The sequence below is a fragment of the Candidatus Microthrix parvicella Bio17-1 genome, assembly GCF_000299415.1.
GTDB lineage: Bacteria > Actinomycetota > Acidimicrobiia > Acidimicrobiales > Microtrichaceae > Microthrix > Microthrix parvicella.
Genome location: NZ_AMPG01000002.1, coordinates 53,397 through 73,566 on the forward strand (window position 1 = coordinate 53,397; position 20,170 = coordinate 73,566).

General features: G+C 66.0%; 19 protein-coding genes. 7 read left to right on the plus strand and 12 right to left on the minus strand.

Annotation, left to right across the window (positions count from 1 at the left end):
• Positions 1 to 19: 19 nt before the first annotated feature.
• From MPARV_RS22505 to MPARV_RS0108455, 9 genes are all read right to left on the minus strand, one after another.
• Positions 20 to 1,054, minus strand: coding sequence for a polysaccharide deacetylase family protein (locus MPARV_RS22505; protein WP_157789524.1), 1,035 nt, complete (start codon positions 1,052 to 1,054; stop codon positions 20 to 22).
• Between the two features lie 231 nt (positions 1,055 to 1,285).
• A complete protein-coding gene (locus MPARV_RS0108410) occupies positions 1,286 to 1,678 on the minus strand; it encodes a PKD domain-containing protein (RefSeq protein WP_020377925.1) in 393 nt (130 codons plus the stop codon).
• Positions 1,679 to 1,842: 164 nt separating this feature from the next.
• Positions 1,843 to 2,172 (minus strand): HepT-like ribonuclease domain-containing protein, encoded by a 330-nt coding sequence (locus MPARV_RS0108420; protein WP_020377927.1) that lies wholly within the window; start codon positions 2,170 to 2,172, stop codon positions 1,843 to 1,845.
• Positions 2,169 to 2,687: a helix-turn-helix domain-containing protein gene (locus tag MPARV_RS0108425; RefSeq protein ID WP_081582185.1), complete on the minus strand. Its 519-nt coding sequence runs from the start codon at positions 2,685 to 2,687 to the stop codon at positions 2,169 to 2,171. The genes MPARV_RS0108420 and MPARV_RS0108425 overlap by 4 nt, the downstream gene beginning before the upstream one ends.
• A 546-nt stretch (positions 2,688 to 3,233) precedes the next feature.
• Positions 3,234 to 3,509 carry an S-layer homology domain-containing protein gene (locus tag MPARV_RS26035; protein WP_020377930.1) on the minus strand — a complete coding sequence of 92 codons (276 nt, stop codon included), beginning with the start codon at positions 3,507 to 3,509 and terminating at the stop codon, positions 3,234 to 3,236.
• Positions 3,510 to 3,699: 190 nt separating this feature from the next.
• On the minus strand, positions 3,700 to 4,083 hold the full coding sequence (locus MPARV_RS21120; RefSeq protein WP_020377931.1) for a lipopolysaccharide assembly protein LapA domain-containing protein: 384 nt from the start codon (positions 4,081 to 4,083) through the stop codon (positions 3,700 to 3,702).
• A gap of 317 nt (positions 4,084 to 4,400) precedes the next feature.
• On the minus strand, positions 4,401 to 5,411 hold the full coding sequence (locus MPARV_RS0108445; RefSeq protein ID WP_020377932.1) for a nitrilase-related carbon-nitrogen hydrolase: 1,011 nt from the start codon (positions 5,409 to 5,411) through the stop codon (positions 4,401 to 4,403).
• Entirely contained in the window at positions 5,402 to 6,442 is a 1,041-nt protein-coding gene (locus MPARV_RS0108450; protein ID WP_031277854.1) for an agmatine deiminase family protein, read from the minus strand. The genes MPARV_RS0108445 and MPARV_RS0108450 overlap by 10 nt, the downstream gene beginning before the upstream one ends.
• A gap of 76 nt (positions 6,443 to 6,518) precedes the next feature.
• Positions 6,519 to 7,940 (minus strand): gamma-aminobutyraldehyde dehydrogenase, encoded by a 1,422-nt coding sequence (locus MPARV_RS0108455; protein ID WP_020377934.1) that lies wholly within the window; start codon positions 7,938 to 7,940, stop codon positions 6,519 to 6,521.
• A gap of 289 nt (positions 7,941 to 8,229) precedes the next feature.
• Here MPARV_RS0108455 and MPARV_RS0108460 point away from each other — a divergent pair, with 289 nt between their 5' ends.
• From MPARV_RS0108460 to MPARV_RS0108490, 7 genes are all read left to right on the plus strand, one after another.
• Entirely contained in the window at positions 8,230 to 9,336 is a 1,107-nt protein-coding gene (locus MPARV_RS0108460; protein ID WP_031277856.1) for an ABC transporter ATP-binding protein, read from the plus strand.
• Positions 9,337 to 9,379: 43 nt separating this feature from the next.
• Complete coding sequence (locus MPARV_RS0108465) at positions 9,380 to 10,555, plus strand: polyamine ABC transporter substrate-binding protein (protein ID WP_012228842.1); 1,176 nt, start codon at positions 9,380 to 9,382, stop codon at positions 10,553 to 10,555.
• 42 nt (positions 10,556 to 10,597) lie between these two features.
• The gene (locus MPARV_RS0108470) at positions 10,598 to 11,473 is read left to right on the plus strand and encodes an ABC transporter permease (protein WP_012228843.1); all 876 of its coding nucleotides are present in this window, start codon (positions 10,598 to 10,600) and stop codon (positions 11,471 to 11,473) included.
• Positions 11,473 to 12,348, plus strand: coding sequence for an ABC transporter permease (locus tag MPARV_RS0108475; RefSeq protein WP_020377936.1), 876 nt, complete (start codon positions 11,473 to 11,475; stop codon positions 12,346 to 12,348). The genes MPARV_RS0108470 and MPARV_RS0108475 overlap by 1 nt, the downstream gene beginning before the upstream one ends.
• Positions 12,349 to 12,454: 106 nt before the next feature.
• Complete coding sequence (locus tag MPARV_RS0108480; protein WP_012228845.1) at positions 12,455 to 13,828, plus strand: aspartate aminotransferase family protein; 1,374 nt, start codon at positions 12,455 to 12,457, stop codon at positions 13,826 to 13,828.
• On the plus strand, positions 13,825 to 14,994 hold the full coding sequence (gene ald, locus MPARV_RS0108485; RefSeq protein ID WP_020377937.1) for an alanine dehydrogenase: 1,170 nt from the start codon (positions 13,825 to 13,827) through the stop codon (positions 14,992 to 14,994). Before MPARV_RS0108480 ends, ald begins: the two co-directional genes overlap by 4 nt.
• 25 nt (positions 14,995 to 15,019) lie before the next feature.
• Entirely contained in the window at positions 15,020 to 15,493 is a 474-nt protein-coding gene (locus MPARV_RS0108490; protein WP_031277859.1) for an Lrp/AsnC family transcriptional regulator, read from the plus strand.
• 66 nt (positions 15,494 to 15,559) lie between these two features.
• On the opposite strand, the gene MPARV_RS0108495 is transcribed toward MPARV_RS0108490, so the two are convergent.
• The 3 genes from MPARV_RS0108495 to MPARV_RS0108505 are packed head-to-tail and all read right to left on the minus strand — an operon-like array spanning position 15,560 to position 19,748.
• The gene (locus MPARV_RS0108495; protein WP_020377938.1) at positions 15,560 to 17,011 is read right to left on the minus strand and encodes an NAD(P)/FAD-dependent oxidoreductase; all 1,452 of its coding nucleotides are present in this window, start codon (positions 17,009 to 17,011) and stop codon (positions 15,560 to 15,562) included.
• Positions 17,008 to 18,243, minus strand: a complete 1,236-nt coding sequence (locus tag MPARV_RS0108500; RefSeq protein ID WP_020377939.1) for an aminotransferase family protein — start codon at positions 18,241 to 18,243, stop codon at positions 17,008 to 17,010. Before MPARV_RS0108500 ends, MPARV_RS0108495 begins: the two co-directional genes overlap by 4 nt.
• Before the next feature lie 29 nt (positions 18,244 to 18,272).
• The gene (locus MPARV_RS0108505; RefSeq protein ID WP_051011949.1) at positions 18,273 to 19,748 is read right to left on the minus strand and encodes an HAD-IB family hydrolase; all 1,476 of its coding nucleotides are present in this window, start codon (positions 19,746 to 19,748) and stop codon (positions 18,273 to 18,275) included.
• Between the last annotated feature and the right edge of the window lie 422 nt (positions 19,749 to 20,170).

A 20,170-nucleotide genomic window follows, 5' to 3' on the forward strand; every position in this document is an offset into this window, starting at 1 on the left:
CCGGGTGGACCCAGGTGGCTCAGCTCTTCCCAGGAGCTTTCCCGGTACACAGCTCCACGAAGCGGGCACCCTGTGCCTTGTAGTGGGCGATGATTGCGGGAAGCGCCTCGACGGTCGCTCTGCGCTCCCCACCCCCGTCATGGGCAAGAATCAGCTGCCGCTTCCCAGGTACGGTTGCCCTGGCAAGGATCCTGCCGCTGTCGCGAACCTTCCAGTCCTCGGTGTCGACGTCCCACCCCACCAGGCCAAGGCCCTGCTTCTTGGCCGCCCGCAGCGTGTCGTCATTGAACGAGCCGTACGGCGCCCTGGCGCACTGCACCGTGCCTGCACCAAGCAGATCGTCGATCACCTTGGTCGAGTTGGCCAGCTGTGCCTCCGCCGCAGCGGGAGTCAACGTCTTCAAGTCTTTGTGGTCCATCGTGTGACTGCCGATCGGGAAGCCGGCATCGGCGACCATCCGGGCATCGGCGGGACGCTCTTGGACGTTCATTCCCAGGAAGAAGAAGGTGGCAGGTACCTGCTCCTTTTTCAGGATCGCCAGGATCTCGGCGGTGTACTTCGAGGGCCCGTCGTCGAACGTCAGGGCCACCACCGGAGCCTGCTCCGCTTGGAGCATCGGCATCGTCATAAGGTCATGTACCTCGGAACCGGGCAGCGGGGCCGTTCCGTTCCAGATGCCACGTTCCGGCAGGATGGCCGCCTCGATCGCCCGCTTCTTCTCCTCAGCCAAACGTTTTTCCTCGGCCTCCCGTGCCAGCTTCTCGGCCCGAAGGACGAGCGCTTGTGCAACCGGGCCGCCGACGAGGGCCTGCGACGTCGCTTCGGGGAGCTCGCCGAGCACCGCCGGAGACGTCACCGACGCCAAGGAGGTCAGCACCGGCTCCGGACCGCTGGCCACTTCAGTGCGAGTGTCCGACTGAGTGACGCCCCGCCATCCCGCGGCGCTCAGCGTCACCACGATGACGCCGACAAGCGCCACTTTGATTGCAAGCAGGGGGCGGTTATCGGATCGTCCCAGCTGGGATGGGCTCTCCTCAACGCTCGTCCTGGTCACTCTCTTGTACCTCGGGGGTCGAGACCGGCACAACACGCTGAGCACAACGGTGTTGCCGGAGGGGTCCAACTCGGTTGCACGTACTCTACTCGCCAGCATGGAGCGCAGAGCGCCATGCCCTGGGGCCACCGGTCACAACAAGCGTCTCCGCTCATTCCCGGACCTGAGGTGTCCCCACAGACCACGATCGACGTCGCTTTGCACGCCAAGACGGGTGTTCCGGGCGAATAATCAACCCTGAACCTCGATGTCGATCGCGAACGAGATGTCACCGTCACCCCCATGCTGGACGTTGGCTACCTCGATGGCCGCCCGCAACGTGCATTCCGGTACGGCCGGGTCGCCAATGGCGCGCCCGGTATCGCAACCCTCTTCCGGAGATCGGGTCCTGCCGTCGCCGGTGGAGTTCACCACCAACTGGACGTTGTGCACCTCGACGGTCTTGGTCGTGGCGCCGGTCCGTCCCTGCTGGTCGGTCACGACCAGCGAGACCTGATAAGCGCCTGGGCCCTGAAAGCGATGGAACGGATTCTTGGCTGTCGACGTCTTGTCGGGGTCAACGAAGTGCCAGTAGTACGTCACCGGATCCCCCTCCGGGTCGTAGGACGAGTTGAAAAAGCTCACATCGGTCGTAGAACCGGGCGGCTACGACCATGCAAACTCGGCGACCGGGGCCTGGTTCTCTTGAGCGTTCAGTCCGTAGGCGAGCGGGTCGAGCATTTGCGGTGGACCGTCGGCTGCGGCCGGCTGTGACCCCGCCTGCATCACCACAGCACCGGCTGTCGAACTCAGTTCTGCCCGCTCGTCTTCAGGCGTTGGACCGCTGCGATCAGCGGAGGCAGGTCGTACTCCACCGTTGCCGACACAATCGCATGGTCGGTGTCGAAGTAGCGGTGCGCCAAGTGGTCCCGCATCCGGGCGACGTCGATCCAGGGGATATCGGGCTCGTTTGCCAGAAGTGTGGGATCGATGTCCTTGACCGCTTCGCCGATCTCGCTGAGTCGCACCCGAACAGCATCGAAGACGAGACCGTCCGCCAAAGTCCCGCGTGTGAGGTGCGACTCGATCGCTGCTGAGGCCGCCAGCACGTCATCCAGCCGTTGCGTATCGGCTCTCACAGCGGGATCGCCTCGGCGAGTGCCTGAGACGCGATGCCGGGCTTCAAGCTCGCTGCAGGAACCACGTCGACCTCGCGCCCGAGGATCTCCGCGATTTTTCGCTCGAGTCCGATCAGGCCGAGGATGCCGACAGCCGGTGAGAGGTCAACAAGAAGGTCGACATCGCTCGACTCGGTGTCGGTGCCTCTGGCGACGCTGCCGAACACGCAGATGTTCGTCGCTCCGCATCGTTCGGCAGCCTCGATGATCGCCCGACGTCGGCGACGCAGCTTTCGACCGGTAGGTGTATCCGGTAGTCCACGGGGCCTGTCGGGGTCGGAGACGAGGTCGAGACTCACCGAGTGTCCCGATGCCTCGACCAGCCTGGTCAGCATCGACAGGCCGGGCTCGCGGCGACCGCTCTCATAGGCGCTGATCACTGGCTGCGACACATGCGCACGCCGAGCCAACTCAGCCTGCGACAGACCAGAGCGACGCCTTGCCTCCCGAATTACCGCGTCTGCTCGACATAGCATAGTGCAAGCCTATAGCGGATCGTCTATGAGAACACAGCGTCATTTGCGCCGATCCTCAACCGAACCATCAGGTCCCGCCAACTACACAGACGTTCTGCCACACCCACCATGTCACGCGCAGGGCCAATCCTTCTGCGCCTGTCAAGAGCGGCGTTTGCGGATCGTGGAACAAGGAAGCAGAGCATGTACGCACCGTCCTTCAGGCATGCGTCCTGGGCGCTGTACGGTGTGGGAATCCGCCTGGCGGCAGCGACCAACGCTCTGATCTGGGTATCGGTGTAGATGAACGGTTCGACCCGCCGCGACGACCCCGGGAACTGATCGGCGGGAGGGACCTCCGTGGCAGGGTCGGTCGCCTGCCGGTGTTTGGCGAACATGCGCACCGCGTTAAGCCGGATCGCCCACCACCGCGGCCGTGTGCCGGCGGTCAAAGCGCCGACATCAACACTGGGCGAACCCAGAAACAGCTGGGCTGACCGCAAATGCCGTTCGGACCAGGGTGTGTTCTCGTTGCCGCCCGTTGTCCACCTTTGGGCTCCCGGGTTCCTACGGCGTGGGGTGGCCCTCGACTAGCCACAGCAACACGGCTGTCTCGTTTCGGGTGATCGACCTGTTGGGCGAGTAGGTGCCCGGTCCGGTGCCGCTGATGAAGAATTGCCCTGTGAGCCAGGCGACGGGGGTGTCGTAGTAGCGGTCAGGGGTGACGTCGTCGAAATTGTGGGGGCGCGTCGCTGCGCCAGTGCAGTTGCCAACTCCCGACGACCAGCAAGCAACCTTGGCGACTCGTCGTCTGCAACGATGCCGCACCTGTCGCCACACCACTTGCCCCGGCGTTCACCGGCTGACCGGCTTCTCGGGGTCCGCGATGGGCTGAGCAAAGGTCAGCGCCCGCCGCAGCAAGGACCCCGCTCCAGACTGGAGATACTCATCCCTGGCAGAACCCCCACCAAATGACCCAAGCGAAGACAGGAGCGCCCTTGTTTGGCACCCTGCAAGGCATGCGCGGCCTCGGTCAGGAGTTGCGCTTCTTCTGAAGTCGCTTGAGTTCTCTGCGATCGGTCAGCGTGTGGCGCCGTCGTGCCCGGTAGACCAATCCAGCGAGTTCGTCGAGGACCACGCCGGCCAGCAGCACCACCAGGATGACCGCGATCAGGGGCGTCGAATACTCCCAGGCCAGGAAGTTGATCGTCACCTTGTCGGTGTTTTGGGCGGCAAGAATGATCAAGACGGCCGCCAACAACAGACCGACGACGAGCCCCCAGAAGACCCCGGTGCCGATTAACACGCGTTCCGTCTCGGGGGCTGGAGAGGTCTTCGCCATTGGCTCCGACGTGGGGTCGGGCAGTGATTCGGGCCGTTCCCCCGTGTTGGCGCCGGTGGTCTCGGACTCGTTCATGTGGAGGTCCTTCTCGCCCGCCCCTGGACTGATGGCCGCTCGATGGGATTGAGTCCTGCCAGGATGTGTAGCTCGCTTGTGCGATCCCCGGGTGTCAGGTTCGGGGAGCTGCTTGGTGTGAGGCTAACAGGGTGCAGAAAATGAGGAACAGGGGGCCGGATTCGGGATGTGAGCGGTGTCAGCCCTGTGCAACGATCGGCGGTCGCCGTTGAGGGGCCGGGGGTGGTGGGGGTCCACCGGTGATGGCGGTCAGGCAGCAATGGGTGACCCAGCGCCCCGGAGCATCCATGGGAGGGCTCGAACTCCTGATCTGCTCGTTACAAGTCAGGCAGCCCGACGGCGCCGTCATGTTGGGCGCCGAGCGGTCCGTAGGTGTCGGGGCGACGGGTGGCCAGCAGGGGGAACAGCTCCAACCAGTCGCGCCGGGCGTCGAGGTCGACATCGGCCACCAGTACTGCGTCGGCGTCGCGCGGCGCTTGGGCCAGGATGCGCCCGTAGGGATCGGAGATGAACGAACTGCCGTAGAAGGTGATCGAGTCGTCGGAGCGCCCGCGCGGGTCGTCCGGCGAGGCCAGGTCGCTCGCGTATTCGGTGCCGATTCGGTTGACCGCCACCATGGCGAGCCCGTTGGCAATACCGTTGCCCACGATCACCTGCTGCCACAGAGGTTGAGTGTCGAAATCGGGATGATCGGGCTCCGATCCGATCGCCGTCGGGTAGACGACCAGGTCGGCGCCGGCCAGCGAATACAGGCGCGGCGGCTCGGCGAACCACTGGTCCCAGCACGTGGGCAGCCCAACACGAGCCGGGCCGACCTCCACAATCGGATAACCGGTGTCACCCGGTGCGAAGTATCGATCCTCGTAATAACCGGCGGTGACGGGGATGTGCAGCTTCCGGGTGCGGGCCAAGAGCTCACCGCTGGGGTCGACCGCGATGGCGGTGTTATAGCCGGCCGCCGCCACGACGTGCTCTCCATCACGAGGGGCCTCGAACAGCGAGGCATGGACGGTCAGCTCGAAGCGTGCGGCCAACTCGACGACAAACTGGTGCGTCGGGCCGCCGGGCAGCGGCTCGGGGGTGACCCCCAAAGCCTCAGCACCGTCGGGGACAATGGCGAAGTACGGCGACAGCGTCAGCTCCTGCAGGCACACCAGCTGCGCTCCCGCCTTGGCCGCCAACTCCACGCCCGTGGTCAGAACGGCCCGGTGCTCGGTGGCGTCGGCGTGCCATGACGTCTGCACGACGCCCACCCGAAACGTGCCCCTCACCGGCTGACGCCTGCGGGCCGGCGAGTCCAGGCCACCCAACCTGGTGATCAGCCGCATGTCGATTCACCGTTGGCTGGGACCTGCTGGGTGATGCAGTGCGGGCCGCCGCCCCCGAACGCGATCATGGCGCCCTCCACCGGCACGACGGTGCGGCCTGGATAGTGCTCACCGATCAAGCTCAGCGCCTCCTCGTCGTACGGGTGGCCGGTCACCGGAACCCCCACAAACCCGTTGCCCAGACAAAAGTTGACATACGGCACCTCGACCACGCGGTCGAAGCACACCGTGCGGGGCAGTACCTCCAGCTGGACCACGTCAAACCCGGCGTGACGCAGGCGTCGTGCGCTCTCAACCGCAGTCGCATGATCCGGGTCGTCGTGATCGTCGCATCCCTGCAGCAGCGCCAAGCCTGGACGGGGAATGGCAACCACGTTGTCGACGTGCCCGTCAGTGTCGGTGTCGTCTGCAAGGCCGTCGGCAAGCCACACCACCCGCGTCGCGCCAAGCCAGCGCGCAAGCAGCAGCTCCAAGCCTGCTTTGCTCCGGGGCGAGCCATCGGGCAATGGGCCCCGATTGGGGTTGAGGAGACAACGCTCGGTGGTGACCAACGTGCCTGCACCGTCAACCGCGATCGAGCCGCCCTCCAACACGAACGGGGCCCGCGTCACCGGCAGCCCAAGGTGTTCGGCGACCGCCGTGGCCACCACCGCGTCGTTGTCGAAGGGCTGGACGAGTTCGCCCCATGCGTTGAACCCAAACTGAATCGCCAGCCGATCGTCCCCCGTCTTGACGCCGCGGTCGCGCACCACGACCGGGCCGGAGTCACGCATCCATGCGTCGTCAATTGCCAACTCCACCAGCTCAACTTCGTGGCGCGACGCATTCAACGCCTCGGCCAGCAACGCCTCGGCGCTGCTGCGTTCGCCCGGGTTGACCACCATGGTGACCGGCTCAAAATCGGCGATGGCCCGTGCCACGCCTGCCCAGGCCCGGCGTGCCGCGGTCAGGTGGCCTCCGAAGAAGCTGCGACGCACTTCGGTGGGCCACGCCATGAGCGTGCGTTCGTGCTGGTCTGTCTCCGCCCGCATCATCCGGGTGGGTAGCCGGCCAATCGGCAACTCGGGTGGCGAACCGGTCCCGATCCGCGATGGCGGCGGTGCGCCTTCAGAACTTCACCATGACGTGCTTGAGCTCGGTGTAGTGCTCGACGGCATAGATCGACATGTCCTTGCCGTAGCCCGACTGTTTGAAGCCCCCGTGGGGCATCTCGGACACGATGGGAATGTGATCGTTGACCCAGACGGTGCCGAACCTGAGGTGCGCGCTCATGCGCATGGCCCGTGACACGTCGCTGGTCCACACCGATGCTGCCAGGCCGTAGTTGACACCGTTGGCCCAGGCGAGCGCCTGGTCGTCATCGGAGAACCGTTGAACCGAGATGACCGGCCCAAACACCTCTCGCTGCACGATCTCAGCGTCCTGGGCCGGGTTGGCCACCACCGTCGGCGCATAGAAGAAGCCTGCTCGGTCCAGCGTGTCGCCGCCGACGGTCACTTCGGCGCCCCCTTCAACGGCCCGACCGACCATGCCGGCCACCCGCGCCTGTTGGCCAGCGGACACCAGCGGCCCCACCGCCGTCGCCTCGTCCATGGGGTCGCCCGTCACCAGGTCGCCGACCGCCGAGGACAGCCCGGCAACCAGGTCGTCGTAGATGCGCGGGCCGGCCACCACGCGGCACGGCGCGGTGCAGTCCTGCCCCGAGTTGTAATACCCGGTCTCGGCCAGGGTGGCCACCAGCGTCTCAAGGTCGGCATCGTCGAACACCACGACGGGCGCTTTGCCGCCCAACTCCAGGTGGACCCGCTTGAGGCTGTCGGCCGCATTGCGGGCGATCAGCTTGCCGGTGTCGACATCGCCGGTGATGCTCACCATGGCCACGCCGGGGTGCTTCACCAGCGCGTCACCGGCGGCTTCTCCCTGACCGGTGACCACGTTGAACACGCCGGGCGGGAAGATGTCCGCCGAGATCTCCGCCAACTTCAGCGCCGTCATCGGGGTCAGTTCGCTGGGCTTGAGGATGAACGTGTTGCCGGCAGCGAGCGCCGGGCCCAGCTTCCACACCGCCATGTTCAGTGGGTAGTTCCAAGGAGCGATACCGGCGCACACTCCCAGCGGGTCACGCCTCAACATCGACGTGTGGTCCTCGATGTACTCCCCCGCGGCCTGCGTGTTCATCGTTCGGGCGGCACCGGCGAAGAACCGCAGGTTGTCCACGGTGAGATCGAACTCAAACTCGATGATGGACGTTGGCTTGCCGACGTTCTCCATCTCCAGACGCTTCAGTTCGTCCAGGTTGTCCTCGACGGCATCGGCCAGCGCCAGCAGTTTTTCTGAGCGCTCCCGCGGGCTGGTGCGGCCCCAGGAGACGAAGGCGTCGGTGGCGGCGGCCACCGCGGCGTCGATATCGTCGGCGTCGCTGGCGGCAACCTCGGTGATGCACTCGCCCGTGGCAGGGTTGAGCACCTCGTCGGTGCCCCTTGATGCGGCGTCCCGCCACTCGCCGCCGATGTAGTTCTGCATGGCCATGTGTTGCTGCTCCCCGTGGTGTGTCGTGATCCCCGAGTGCAGATGCTGGGCGCTGGCGCGGAAGAATGCAAGGGAATCGATTGCCCAGCGGCTCTGGGGGATCGGAATCGCTTGCAGGCGCTGGTGGCAGGTGGCACAGTTGGCCTACACGGAACCGAGCCGGCGGATCGAGGATTCGATCGTCCAGGGGGCGACGCCGCCGGCGTCAGAGTGGTTCGGCACCGACGAGGGGACGAATGGTGTGAGTACTGCTGCGACCGGCGACAAGGGTGCGGGCGCTCAGGCCCCCATCATCGAGATCGACCACGTCACCAAGTCGTTTACCGACTTCATCGCCGTCGACGACGCCGACTTCTCCATCGGACAGGGCGAGTTCTTCGCCATGCTCGGTCCATCAGGCTGCGGCAAGACCACCACCCTGCGCATGATCGCAGGGTTCGAGACCCCCACCAGTGGGGCGATTCGTCTCGACGGCGAGGATGTATCCCGCACCCCCCCGCACAAGCGCAACGTCAACACGGTGTTCCAGCACTACGCCCTCTTCCCTCACATGACGGTGTGGAACAACGTGGCCTACGGGCCCCGCTCAAAAAAGTGGGACGCCGCCAAGGTCCGCGAGAAGGTCGACGCCGTTATCGAGGTGGTGCGCCTCGGCGAGTTCGCCGAACGCAAGCCCTCGCAGCTCTCCGGTGGCCAGCAACAGCGGGTGGCCCTGGCCCGTGCGCTGGTGAACGAACCAGCGGCGCTCCTGCTGGACGAGCCGCTTGGCGCGCTCGACCTGAAGTTGCGCCAGGTGATGCAGTTCGAGCTGAAGCGCATCCAACGCGAGATCGACATCAGCTTCGTTCACGTCACCCACGACCAGGAGGAGGCCCTCACCATGGCCGATCGCATGGCCGTGATGAACGCAGGCCGGGTGGAGCAGATCGGAACACCGACCGACGTCTACGAACGTCCCGCTTCGGTGTTCGTCGCCGGGTTCATCGGGCAGGCCAATTTGTGGCCCGGCACGGTCGAGTCCTTGGCAGACGGCCATGCCACGGCGGCCACACTGGGCTCCACCGTGGGTGCCAGGTGCTTCTCACCGGAGGTGCGGCCCGGCAAGGTGGTGGTGATGGTGCGCCCCGAACGCCTCTCCGTGGCCATCGAGCGCCCCGACGACACCTCCGCCGTGCAGGGAACGGTCACCGACCTCACCTTCCAGGGCCCGGTGGTTCGCCTGTCGATGCGGGCGGCCGATGGCCACAGCGTCATCGCCCACCTCGGCCCGGAGGACCATCTGCCCGGCCTGCGGCCCGGCGACCGGGTGTGGGCGCACTGGCCCGATGACGCCGCCTGTGTGCTGCCCGACGCACCACTCCCCGCAGTCGACGACCCCGACGCGGTCGACGAATAGCCCGCGACACGCCAGCCGTTCACAGAACCTCAGAGGAGCAACCATGACCGACGACTCGACCAACGCCACCCGGCAGTTCGCACAAGCGAACTGGTCGCGACGGCGATTTCTGGGGGGCGGCGCCGCCCTGAGCGGCGGGCTGATGTTGGGCCCAACCCTGCTCGCCGGATGCGGTGGCGACTCCAAGACCACCGCTTCCGGCGCCGACCAGAACTCGGGCGGGAAGACGCTGCGTATCTCCAACTGGCCGCTGTACATGGCCGAGGGCTTCAACGCGAAGTTCGAGAAGGAGACCGGCTACAAGGTCAGCTACAAGGAGAACTTTCAGGACAACGAGGTTTGGTTTGCAGCCAACAAGGACGCCCTCGCAGCGAACCAGGACATCGGCGCCGACCTGGTGATCCCCACCAACTTCATGACCGCCCGGCTGATCAATCTGGGATGGCTGACCAAGCTCGACCATGCCGCAATCCCCAATATGGCCAATGTTCGCCCGGAACTCATCGACGGTGCATGGGATCCGGGCGCCGTCTACTCCATGCCGTACTTCAGCGGGTTTGTCGGTATGGCCTACAACAAGGCCGAGACCGGCCGGAAGATCACCTCGGTTGATGATCTTTGGGACCCCAAGTTCAAGGGCCGCGTCTCGATGTTCTCCGATATGCAGGACGGACTCGGCATGATTTTGAAGAGCCAGGGCATCGACCTGACCGACGTCACGCTCGATCAGGTGCAGGCCGCCGCCGACCTGGTGGCCGAGAAGAACCAGGGCGGCCAGATCCGCCGCTTCACCGGCAACGACTTTCAAGACGATCTCACCAGCGGCAACGTGATCGTCGCCCAGGTGTACTCCGGTGACGTTGCACAGTTGCAGGAGGACAACCCCGACATTGAGTTCCTGGTGCCCGAGGGCGGCTGCTCCATGTTCGTCGACACGATGGTGGCGCCCATCACCACGCACAACCTCAAGGGGGCCGAGGCGTGGATGAACTTTGTTTACGACAGGGACAACTACGCCTCGCTCACCGACTTCGTGCAGTACATCCCGGTGCTCACCGACATGGACGACGCCCTGGCGAAGGTCAACCCGGAGCTCGTCGACAACCCGCTGGTCAATCCCTCCCCCGAGATGCTGGCCAAGGCACAGGAGTGGGGCCCCCTCAAGGAGGCCGAAGAGGCCGCGATGATCAAGGCGTACGCCGAAGTCACCGGAGGTTGAGTCGGTGAGGCTTGACGAAGCGACCCGGACGAAAGGGAGCTGATGGCCGGCACCGCGTCCAGTGGACGCCGCACTGCCAGGTGGGTGCCGTACGCCATGGTCGCGCCCACGATGATCTTCCTGGTGGTCTTCTTCGTCATCCCGATCTTCACCCTGTTCAAGACCTCCCTTTCGGTGAACACCGGTTCGCTCTACGTGCCTGTGCAGAAGTTCAACTGGGAATGGGGCAACTACTCAGCGGCATTCACCCAGTACCGGGAGGAGATCGTTCGCTCGTTCTCATACGCCGGGCTGGCCACCGCCATCATGATCGTGTTGGCCTACCCATTGGCCTACGTGCTGGCCTTCAAGGCCGGTCGCTGGAAGAACCTGATGCTGGGCATGGTGATCCTGCCCTTCTTCATCACGTTCCTGGTGCGCACCATCGCCTGGAAGACGATCCTGGCCGATGACGGCTTCGTCGTCGATGCGATGGGTGCCATCGGCCTGCTTCCAGCAGAGGGTCGCATCCTGTCCACGCCCTGGGCCGTCATCGGCGGGTTGGTCTACAACTTCCTACCGTTCATGGTGCTGCCGATCTACGTCAGCCTGGAGAAGATCGACCCTCGATTGATTGAGGCGTCGAGAGACCTGTACTCCTCGACTGGGCGAGGATTTCGCAAGGTGATCCTGCCCCTCTCGATGCCGGGCGTGCTCGCCGGAAGCCTGCTGTGCTTCATTCCCGCAAGTGGCGACTTCATCAACGCCGAGTATCTGGGCAGCACCAAGACCACCATGATGGGCACCGTCATTCAGAAACAGTTCCTCATCGTGAAGGACTACCCGACCGCCGCTGCAATGTCGTTTGTGCTGATGGCGATCGTCCTGGCCATGGTGCTCGTCTACACACGGGCGTTGGGCACGGAGGATCTGGTCTGATGTCGATGGAGGGGATCGTCCAACAGGGCACCGGCGAGCTGACCGGTTCGTCGCCGGTTGCGCCGAACACACGGCCGGCAAAGCCACGGCAGTTTGGGTTCTTCGGCGAGCTGGCACTGAAGGCATCAGCGGTGCTGGTGCTGTTGTTCCTTTTCGCTCCGATCTTCGTGATCGTGATGTTCTCGTTCAACAAACCCCAGGGGAAGTTCAACCTCAAGTGGAGTCAGTTCAGCTTGGACGCCTGGACCGACCCGTTTCGGTATCCCGAGTTGACCAAGGCCATGGCCAACAGCCTGGAAATCGCCACGCTGTCGACGATTGTGGCGGTGGTGCTGGGCAGCTTCGTGGCGATCGCTCTCGTCCGCCAGCGGTTCGTGGGTCGTGACACGCTCGACACGTTCCTGGTGTTGCCACTGACCGCTGCCGAAGTGGTGATGGGCGCATCGTTGCTCACGCTGTTCCTCGACCTGGGCTGGAATCGTGGCTTCGGCACGATCGTGATCGCCCACATCGGTTTCGAGGTGAGCTTCGTGGCTCTCACCGTACGTGCCCGGGTGCGAGGTCACGACTGGACGCTGGAGGACGCCTCGATGGACCTCGGCGCCAACCCTCGCCGCACGTTTTGGAAGGTGACGCTGCCGATGATCCTGCCCGGCATCATCGCTGCGGCAATGCTGTCCTTCGCCTTGTCGCTGGACGACTTCATCATCACCTTTTTCAACGCCGGGTCCACCTCCACCTACCCGCTGTACGTAAACGCGGCCGTCAAGAACGGGTTGCCCCCGCAGGTCAACGTGTTGGCCACCGCCATCCTCGTGGTCAGCCTGATCCTCCTGGGGCTGAGCGGACTGCGCAGCCGTCGGGCGCCCGACTAAGACCGACCGGAACGCCACCGGCGCAAGCCCCAAACGTCACCCACTCTCCCCAGCCTGAACCCTGCGGGGGTGAACCTCCATCCACCATCGCCAGCCGAGGAGCGCCGTGTCACGGACAGCCAGCGAACTTCAAGAACTTTCAGCCCGCCACACCTGGGGCCACTTTTCCCAGTTGGCGCCTTCGAATCCATCCGAGATTGCCGTCATCGATCGAGGTGAGGGCTGTTACGTCTGGGATGCCAACGGCAAGCGGTACCTCGACGGCCTGGCCGGGCTGTACACCGTGAACGCCGGTCATGGAAGGAGTTCGATCGCCAACGCCATGGCCCAACAGGCCGAGTCGCTGGCCTACTTCCCCCTGTGGACCTACACCCATCCGGTGGCGATCGAGTTGGCGGCCAGATTGGCCAAGCTGGCCCCGGGCGACCTCAATCGTGTGTTCTTCACCACCGGCGGCAGCGAGGCGGTCGAGTCGGCATGGAAGCTGGCCCGCCAATACCACGCCACCCGAGGCGAGCCGAAGCGTTACAAGGCGATCGCCCGCCAAACCGCCTACCACGGCACCACCATGGGGGCGCTCTCGCTCACCGGTGTGGCAGAAATTCGAGGCCTGTTCGAACCGCTGGTGCCGGGCGGCATCCACGTGGAGAATACCAATCGATATCGCTGCGCGTTCTGCGCATCGGGTCCCTCGTGCACCCTCCAGTGCGCCGACGACATCGAGCGGGCCATTCTGCGGGAGGGCGCCGACACCGTCGCGGCGGTGTTCCTCGAACCGGTGCAGAACTCTGGCGGTTGCTTCACCCCGCCCCCCGGTTACTTCGAGCGGGTGCGGGAGATCTGCGACCGCCACGGCGTGCTCCTGGTGTCCGACGAGGTGATCTGCGCCTTCGGTCGCATCGGCGCCTACTTCGGGGCCGAGCGGGTGGGTTCGCAACCCGACATGATCACGATGGCCAAGGGCCTCACCTCCGGATATGCGCCGCTGGGCGGGGTGATGGTGTCCGACAAGGTGGCCGAACCGTTCCTCGAAGACGGCTCCATGTTCATGCACGGCATCACCTTCGGCGGGCATCCTGTGAGCTGCGCGGCGGCGATGGCCAACCTGGATGTGTTCGAGGCCGAGGACCTCAACGGCCACGTGCTCGGCCATGAGGACGAGTTCCGAGCGGCGCTCGACACGCTCGCCGACCTGCCGGTGGTGGGAGACATCCGCGGCATGGGCTACTTCTATGCGATCGAACTGGTGAAGGACCGCGACACCAGGGAGACGTTCAGTGCCGATGAGGGCGAGCGTTTGCTGCGAAAGTTGTTGACCCCGCGTCTGTTTGAGCTGGGACTGATCTGTAGGGCCGACGACCGTGGCGACCCGGTGCTGCAACTGTCGCCGGCGCTGGTGGCCGGCACCGACGAGTTCGACATGATCGCCGACGTGATCCGAACCGCATTGACCGAATCGATGGGAGCACTGTCGGCATGAGCAACTCGACGCTGCCCCAACCCTCCGACGCTCCGGAGAGCCGGCCCTTGTGCGTGGGTGTCCCCACCGAGATCAAGAACGACGAACACCGTGTGGCGATCACCCCCGACGGGGTACGCGAACTGAGCCGGCACGGGGCGCCGGTCTTGGTGCAGGCTGGGGCGGGGGCCGGGGCCGCCATCCCCGACGAGGCCTATGCCGCGTCGGGAGCCGAGATCGTCGCCGACGCTGCCGAGGTGTGGCAACGCGCCGACCTGGTCTGCAAGGTCAAGGAACCGCTCGCCGAGGAGTTCGAGCACTTCCGCCCGGGGCTCACTCTGTTCACGTTCCTCCACCTGGCCGCCTATCCCTTGGTGGCCGACGCTCTGATGGAACACCAGGTCACCGGCATCGCCTACGAGACGGTTCAAACCAGCGAAGGCGCCCTGCCCCTGCTTGCGCCGATGAGCGAGGTGGCCGGCCGCATGTCGGTGCAGGTGGGCGCCCACTTCCTCGAACGCCACCATGGCGGCCGCGGCGTGCTCCTCGGTGGGGTGCCCGGCGTTCGGCCCGCCCGGGTGGCGGTTCTGGGCGCCGGCAACGTCGGATGGAACGCCGCCCGCATGGCCGCCGGTTTGGGCGCCGAGGTGGACCTGCTCGACAAGAGCGTCGATCGTCTTCGTTGGGTCGACGAGGTTCGCACCGGCTCGATCACCACGCTCACGTCCAACCGCGGGCAGGTCGAACGGGCGGTCGCCGAGGCCGACCTGGTGATCGGCGCCGTACTGGTGCCCGGCGGTCGCGCTCCAGTGGTCGTCTCAGACGACATGGTGCGTGGGATGAAGCCCGGAGCGGTCATCGTCGACATTGCCATCGACCAGGGCGGTTGCATCGAGACGTCGCACGAAACCACCCACGAGAATCCCACGTTCGAACAGCACGACGTGGTGCACTATGCCGTCGGCAACATGCCCGGTGCGGTGCCACACACCTCCACCTATGCGCTCACCAACGTCACGCTCCCCTACCTGGCCGCTCTGACCGAGCACGGTGTGTCCAGGGCCACCGCCGCCGACCCGGCGCTCGCCCTTGGCGTCAACACCGCCGGCGGGCACCTGACCAACGCCGCTGTGGCCGAATCGATCGGCAAGGTCGCCGTCTCGCTCCCCGAAACCCTCCCAACATGAGCGCTCATCGGTCGTGGAGCACACCGTGACCGACGAGGGCCCGCAGAACGCCGCCCATCTTGACGAGATCGACAAGGCGATCATCCGGGAACTCCAGCTGGACGGCCGCATGAGCTACGCCCGGCTGGGACCCAAGGTGGGCCTGTCGCAGGCCGCCGTGCGTCAGCGGGTGCAGCGGCTCACCGACGACCACGTGATGCAGGTGGTGGCGGTGACCGACCCCATGCGCATGGGCTTCACCCTTCAGGTGATGGTGGGGGTCAGGGCAAGTGGCGATCTCAAGGTGTTGGCCGCACAACTGGCTGAGGTGGAGGCGATCAACTACGTCGTCGTCACGTCAGGCCGCTTCGACCTGCTGCTGGAGATGGTGTGCACCGGCCCCGAAGACCTGCTCGGTCTGCTGGACAGCAGCGTTCGTCCGTTGGACGGGGTGCGCAGCACGGAGGTCTTCACCTACCTCCACCTGGAAAAGCAGTCCTACGCCTGGGGTGCCCGCTAAGTCGCTCACTCGCTCACTCGCTCAGTCGCCCAGTCGCCCAGTCGCCCAGCGGACGAGGCGGACGGTTCAGCTGTCGAAACCGACCCCGGCGGCGTCCAACAGCCGCAACCATGGCCCACGTCGGCCGTCGTTGCGGTCGGCCTTGGCAATCGCCCGTCGGGTGAGCGTGATGCCGGTCCAGCGCACCGGCTCCGGAGGCCACGGGACGGGCCCCCTGCGCACCATGGCCAGGCGGGTGCGCTCGTTGTCCACGCCCGCCAGCAGGTCGACCGCCACCCGGGCCGCAAACCGCGTGGCGCCGACTCCCAGCCCGGTGTAGCCGACCGCCCACGCCACACGCCGGTCCCACCGGCACCCGGCGGTAAAGGCAAACCTCGTGGTCGTTCCGATCGGTCCGCCCCAACGATGGCTGATCCGCACGCCCTCCAACTGTGGGAAGCACTCCAGCAGTTGAGCGGCCAGCATCGACTCGGTGGGCTCGTTGGACTCCACCGCCGGGCCAAGTTTGCCTCCGTAGTGGTAGATGGCGTCGTACCCGCCCCACAGCACCCGGTTGTCGGGGGTCAGCCGGAAGTAGTGAAACTGATTGGCGGCGTCGCCCACGCCCTGGCGGTTGGCCCAACCCAGCGACTCGAGGCGGGCGGCATCGAGTGGTTCGGTGACCAGCACGTGGTCGTACACCGGCACCACCTGGTGGCGGATGGCCGGCACCAAGCCGGGAAACGCGTTGGTCGCCACCATCACCCGCCCGGCACGAATCTCCAGGCCAGGGCCCCGAACGACCACGCCGGCGTCGGACCGTTCCAGGCCGTCCGCCGACGTGTGGTCGGCCAGGCGACCCCCGCGGCCAACCAGGGCCTGCCGCAGCCCGGCCACCAGGCGCCCGGGGTCGACCAGGCCCACGTTGTCGTGGCGCCACACCCCACCGACGAAGGTGGGCGACGCCACCTCGGCCTGTACCGCATCCCGGTCGAGCACGGTCACCCGGTCGCCCGCCCGTCGCAGCGCCGCCACACCTCCCAGCAGATCCTCCAACTGCCAGTCGGCGTTGGCCACGTCAAGTTCACCAACCGGCTCCCAGCAGGCGTCGATGCCGTGACGTTCCAGGTCGGCGAGCAAACCCGTCAGGTTCTCGTTGCCAAGACGGTGCAGGTTTGAGTACTCCTCCGGCCAGTGCGCCATGCCGTTGGCTACGCCGTGGGTAATCGACGCGTCGCAGAACCCCCCGTTGCGGCCCGAGGCGCCGTCGCCCGGCCCGGAGGCGTCGATGACGAGCACGTCAAGGTTCGGTTCGTCGTCCAGTGCCTGATGTGCCGCCCACAGCCCGGTGAACCCGGCGCCGATCACCACCAGGTCGGCCTGATGATGCCCACGGATCGGAGGCCGGGCGGGCAGTGCCACCTCCGGGCGGTTCAGCCAAAACGGTGCCAGCTCAGAATCCGCCAGCATGGCGGCGACCGCGGGGTCACCCGGCTTGGGTGCATCACCGGCGGAGCCCGACCGACCCAGCATGCTCATGCCTGAGTCCCTGCAAGTTCAGCGAGAGCCGACCGGGTGGCCGCAACGATGAGGTCCAAGTCGTCGTCCCCGATCACCAGCGGCGGGCAGAAGGCCACGGTTGAGGTTGGGATCGGCCTGGGGATCACCCCGTTGGCCAGCATGTGGTCGCGCACCGCCGCCGGTGCGACGCCCTCGTTCAGACCGAGGGCCCAGATGGCTTCGCTGCCTCGCAGCTCGGTTGCGAGCCCTTCGTCGACCAATTGCTTCAGCGCAGGGCCGAGTCGCTCACCGATGGCCACCGCTTTGGCCATCAGCCCCTCGTTCTCGATGATCGCCAGGTTCGCCAGCGCCGCCGCGCATACGGTGGGATGCCCCGAGTAGGTGAAGCCGTGACGCAGCATCCGGGTGTCATCGGCCTGCAGCACCTCGTTGACTTTTGCGCCGGTGAGCACCCCGCCAAGCGGCAAATAGCCCGACGTGGCGCCCTTCGCGAACGTGATCAGGTCGGGGGTCACCTGGTACCGCTGTGCACCCCACCAGTGACCGAGCCGACCGAATCCGCTGATCACCTCGTCGAAAATCAGCAGCGCCCCATGCTCGTCGCAGAGGGCACGTAACCCCTCCAGGTAGCCCGGCTGCGGCGGGTAGACGCCGGCGGCTCCCTGCAACGGTTCGGCGATCACCGCCGCCACCCGCCCGTCGTAGGTGGCGAAGAGTTCCTTCACCTGTGCCAGGTCGTCGGCGTCAGCATGCACCACGTCGGCCAACAACTCGCCCCAACCCTCCCGGTTGGCGGGCAGCCCCTGTGCGGTGGTGCCGCCGTACCCAACCCCGTGGTAGGCGCGTCGACGCGAGATGATCACCCGTCGTTCCGACTGGTCCTGCCACGCCCAGAACAGACGGCTGAGCTTGAGGGCCGTCTCCACCGCCTCCGAGCCGGAGTTGGTGAGAAACACGCGGGTGCCGTCCATTGGCGATCGCTCGGCCAACGCTGCGCACAGCTGCTCGGTCGGGTCGTTGGTGAACATCTCGAAGGTGTGGAACGCCTCCAGCGTCTCCATCTGGGCGGCAGTTGCCTCGGCGATCTCCGTGCGTCCATGACCGACCTGGCAGTACCAAAGCGACGCCATCGCGTCGACGTAGCGCTTGCCGGCGTCGTCCCAAACCGCAGCACCCTCCCCGCGCACCATGTTGACGAACTGCTCGGCTGCGGGCCGGGCGAAGGGATGCAGAAACGCGGTCGGTGCCATGTCACTCCTCGATGAGGTTGCTCGGTCCCTCAGTCGCTGCCGGGGCGGCGGTCGGCCTCGTGGTCGCTGTCGGTCTCCACCCGACCGGAGGGATAGGTGCGGGCCAGTTCCTCCTCGGTCGGTGTGCGGTGCTCTCGTGCCTCGGCGGGTAACAGGTCGACCAGCGAATCCATGATGCGCTCGGTGTCCTTTTTCAGCGACCGGTACTTCAGGTCCACCGGCCCACCCACCCGCAGTCTCACCGTGGGAGGCGACAACACGTTCCACACGTGGGGCAACTTGGAGCTGCGGGGCCAAACGTGCTCGGTACCCCACACTCCCACCGGTATCACCGGTGCCCTCGACTCCTGGGCCAGCCGAGCCGCTCCCCAGCGGCCCTTCAGCTCGGGGTCGAAGAACGCCTGGCCCCTGGGGATGGTGCCCTGGGGCATCAAGGCCACCACCTCGCCTGCGGCAAGTGCGTCGGTGGCGGCGGCCAGCGGCTCGTCCGATCCACTGCCCCGCTCCACGCGGATGCCACCAAGCGCTCTGGTGATATCGCCCACCAGCGGCGCGTCAAACACCTCCTTCTTGCCAAGGAAGCGCACCGGCCGGCCGGCCCGGGCCACCATCACGCCCACCGCCAACGGGTCGAAATACGAGCGGTGGTTGGCCACGATGATCGCCGGACCCTCCTTCGGCAGCAGGTCGATGCCGTCCATATCGAAGCGCACGTAGGGGAAAAACTCGCTTCGGACAAGCTGAAACAACAGTTGTTGAGGCTCGATGCCCAGAAACTTGGGCACCCCGGGGGGTGAATCCAGGTGGATCTGCGGCCAGCCCCGGGCAATGGCCAGCAGCGCCAGGCGAGGGTCGGCGTTCACCGCCACACCGTGGGCGACCGCACCCAGCAGGTGTTGGTCATAGAAGCTGTCGCTGTAGGCATAGCTGGCATCGAGATCGATGTCGTGATCCTCGGCCCACTCGGCCACCGCTTGGAGCTTGCCTCGGCCCCACACGTAATGACCCGCCACCCGGCCGGTGTAACGATCCTCGCCATCGGTCTCGTACCGGGTGGCCACCACAGCATCCAGGCCCAGCGCCTCAGCCAACGGGGCGACCAGGTCATACGGGGTGGTCGTGGCCATCACCAACGGACGACCCGCCTCGCGGTGCTCGTCGAAGAGCTGATGTGCCCACGGCTGAAGGATGTCTGCCAGGTGGGGCGCAGCCCACTCAGCCGCCTCCTGCACCTTTGCCTGCGACCAGCCCTTGGTGGCCCGCACCCCCTGGCGGGTGATGAACATGGCCGGCAACGTCTCGCCGATGGTGTCGAAGATCCCAAAGACCAGGTCTTCGATGCCGGTTCGACGGGGACCCAGCCCCACCCGTCGGAGCGCCTCGCCGTAGACCCGGCCCGAGGCACCGCGCAGCAGCGTCCGGTCGAGGTCGAAGAACGCCGCACCGCGGTCTGTCGCCTGATGTCGGGAGGATGTGGCGCCGGTCGAATCAGAGGTCGTTGCCATTGGATGCAAGCTACCCGACCTGCCACCTGACGCGTCCCGCCACGCAGACAAACATGGCGAACAATCTGTTGAGGATCGATCCCCTGTCCCCGCCGGGGTCGCCGTCTTTCGAGCAAGCCGAAGCGCTTCGAGTCCGGCAGGGTGCAGGCTGCCCAACTCGCCGTCGGCAGCCGACGGACGTTTCGCAGCGCCAGTCTGACAAGTAGTGGTAGGACCGACCTCGGCAACCTCGCAAGTGGTCGAACACACCTCCCCCCTTGTGAGAATTCACGCAATCGGGCGACGTTCGGAGACTCGCCTTCAAATCGGCGCCTCGGCTCCCTTTAGGACTCAGGGCGGACTCTGCCTACCGGTCACCCTCCGGCCCTTGAAGCACCTCCAAACCCGGGGTTTGGGAGGTTCCGAAGTCCTGAGACGTCACA

Bases quoted from the DNA above. Each gene is read 5' to 3' on its own strand.
- MPARV_RS0108425 (WP_081582185.1), bottom strand. From the start codon at position 2,687: ATGCTATGTCGAGCAGACGCGGTAATTCGGGAGGCAAGGCGTCGCTCT.
- MPARV_RS21120 (WP_020377931.1), bottom strand. From the start codon at position 4,083: ATGAACGAGTCCGAGACCACCGGCGCCAACACGGGGGAACGGCCCGAA.
- MPARV_RS0108445 (WP_020377932.1), bottom strand. From the start codon at position 5,411: ATGCGGCTGATCACCAGGTTGGGTGGCCTGGACTCGCCGGCCCGCAGG.
- MPARV_RS0108450 (WP_031277854.1), bottom strand. From the start codon at position 6,442: ATGCGGGCGGAGACAGACCAGCACGAACGCACGCTCATGGCGTGGCCC.
- MPARV_RS0108455 (WP_020377934.1), bottom strand. From the start codon at position 7,940: ATGGCCATGCAGAACTACATCGGCGGCGAGTGGCGGGACGCCGCATCA.
- MPARV_RS0108465 (WP_012228842.1), top strand. From the start codon at position 9,380: ATGACCGACGACTCGACCAACGCCACCCGGCAGTTCGCACAAGCGAAC.
- MPARV_RS0108470 (WP_012228843.1), top strand. From the start codon at position 10,598: ATGGCCGGCACCGCGTCCAGTGGACGCCGCACTGCCAGGTGGGTGCCG.
- MPARV_RS0108475 (WP_020377936.1), top strand. From the start codon at position 11,473: ATGTCGATGGAGGGGATCGTCCAACAGGGCACCGGCGAGCTGACCGGT.
- ald (WP_020377937.1), top strand. From the start codon at position 13,825: ATGAGCAACTCGACGCTGCCCCAACCCTCCGACGCTCCGGAGAGCCGG.
- MPARV_RS0108495 (WP_020377938.1), bottom strand. From the start codon at position 17,011: ATGAGCATGCTGGGTCGGTCGGGCTCCGCCGGTGATGCACCCAAGCCG.
- MPARV_RS0108500 (WP_020377939.1), bottom strand. From the start codon at position 18,243: ATGGCACCGACCGCGTTTCTGCATCCCTTCGCCCGGCCCGCAGCCGAG.
- MPARV_RS0108505 (WP_051011949.1), bottom strand. From the start codon at position 19,748: ATGGCAACGACCTCTGATTCGACCGGCGCCACATCCTCCCGACATCAG.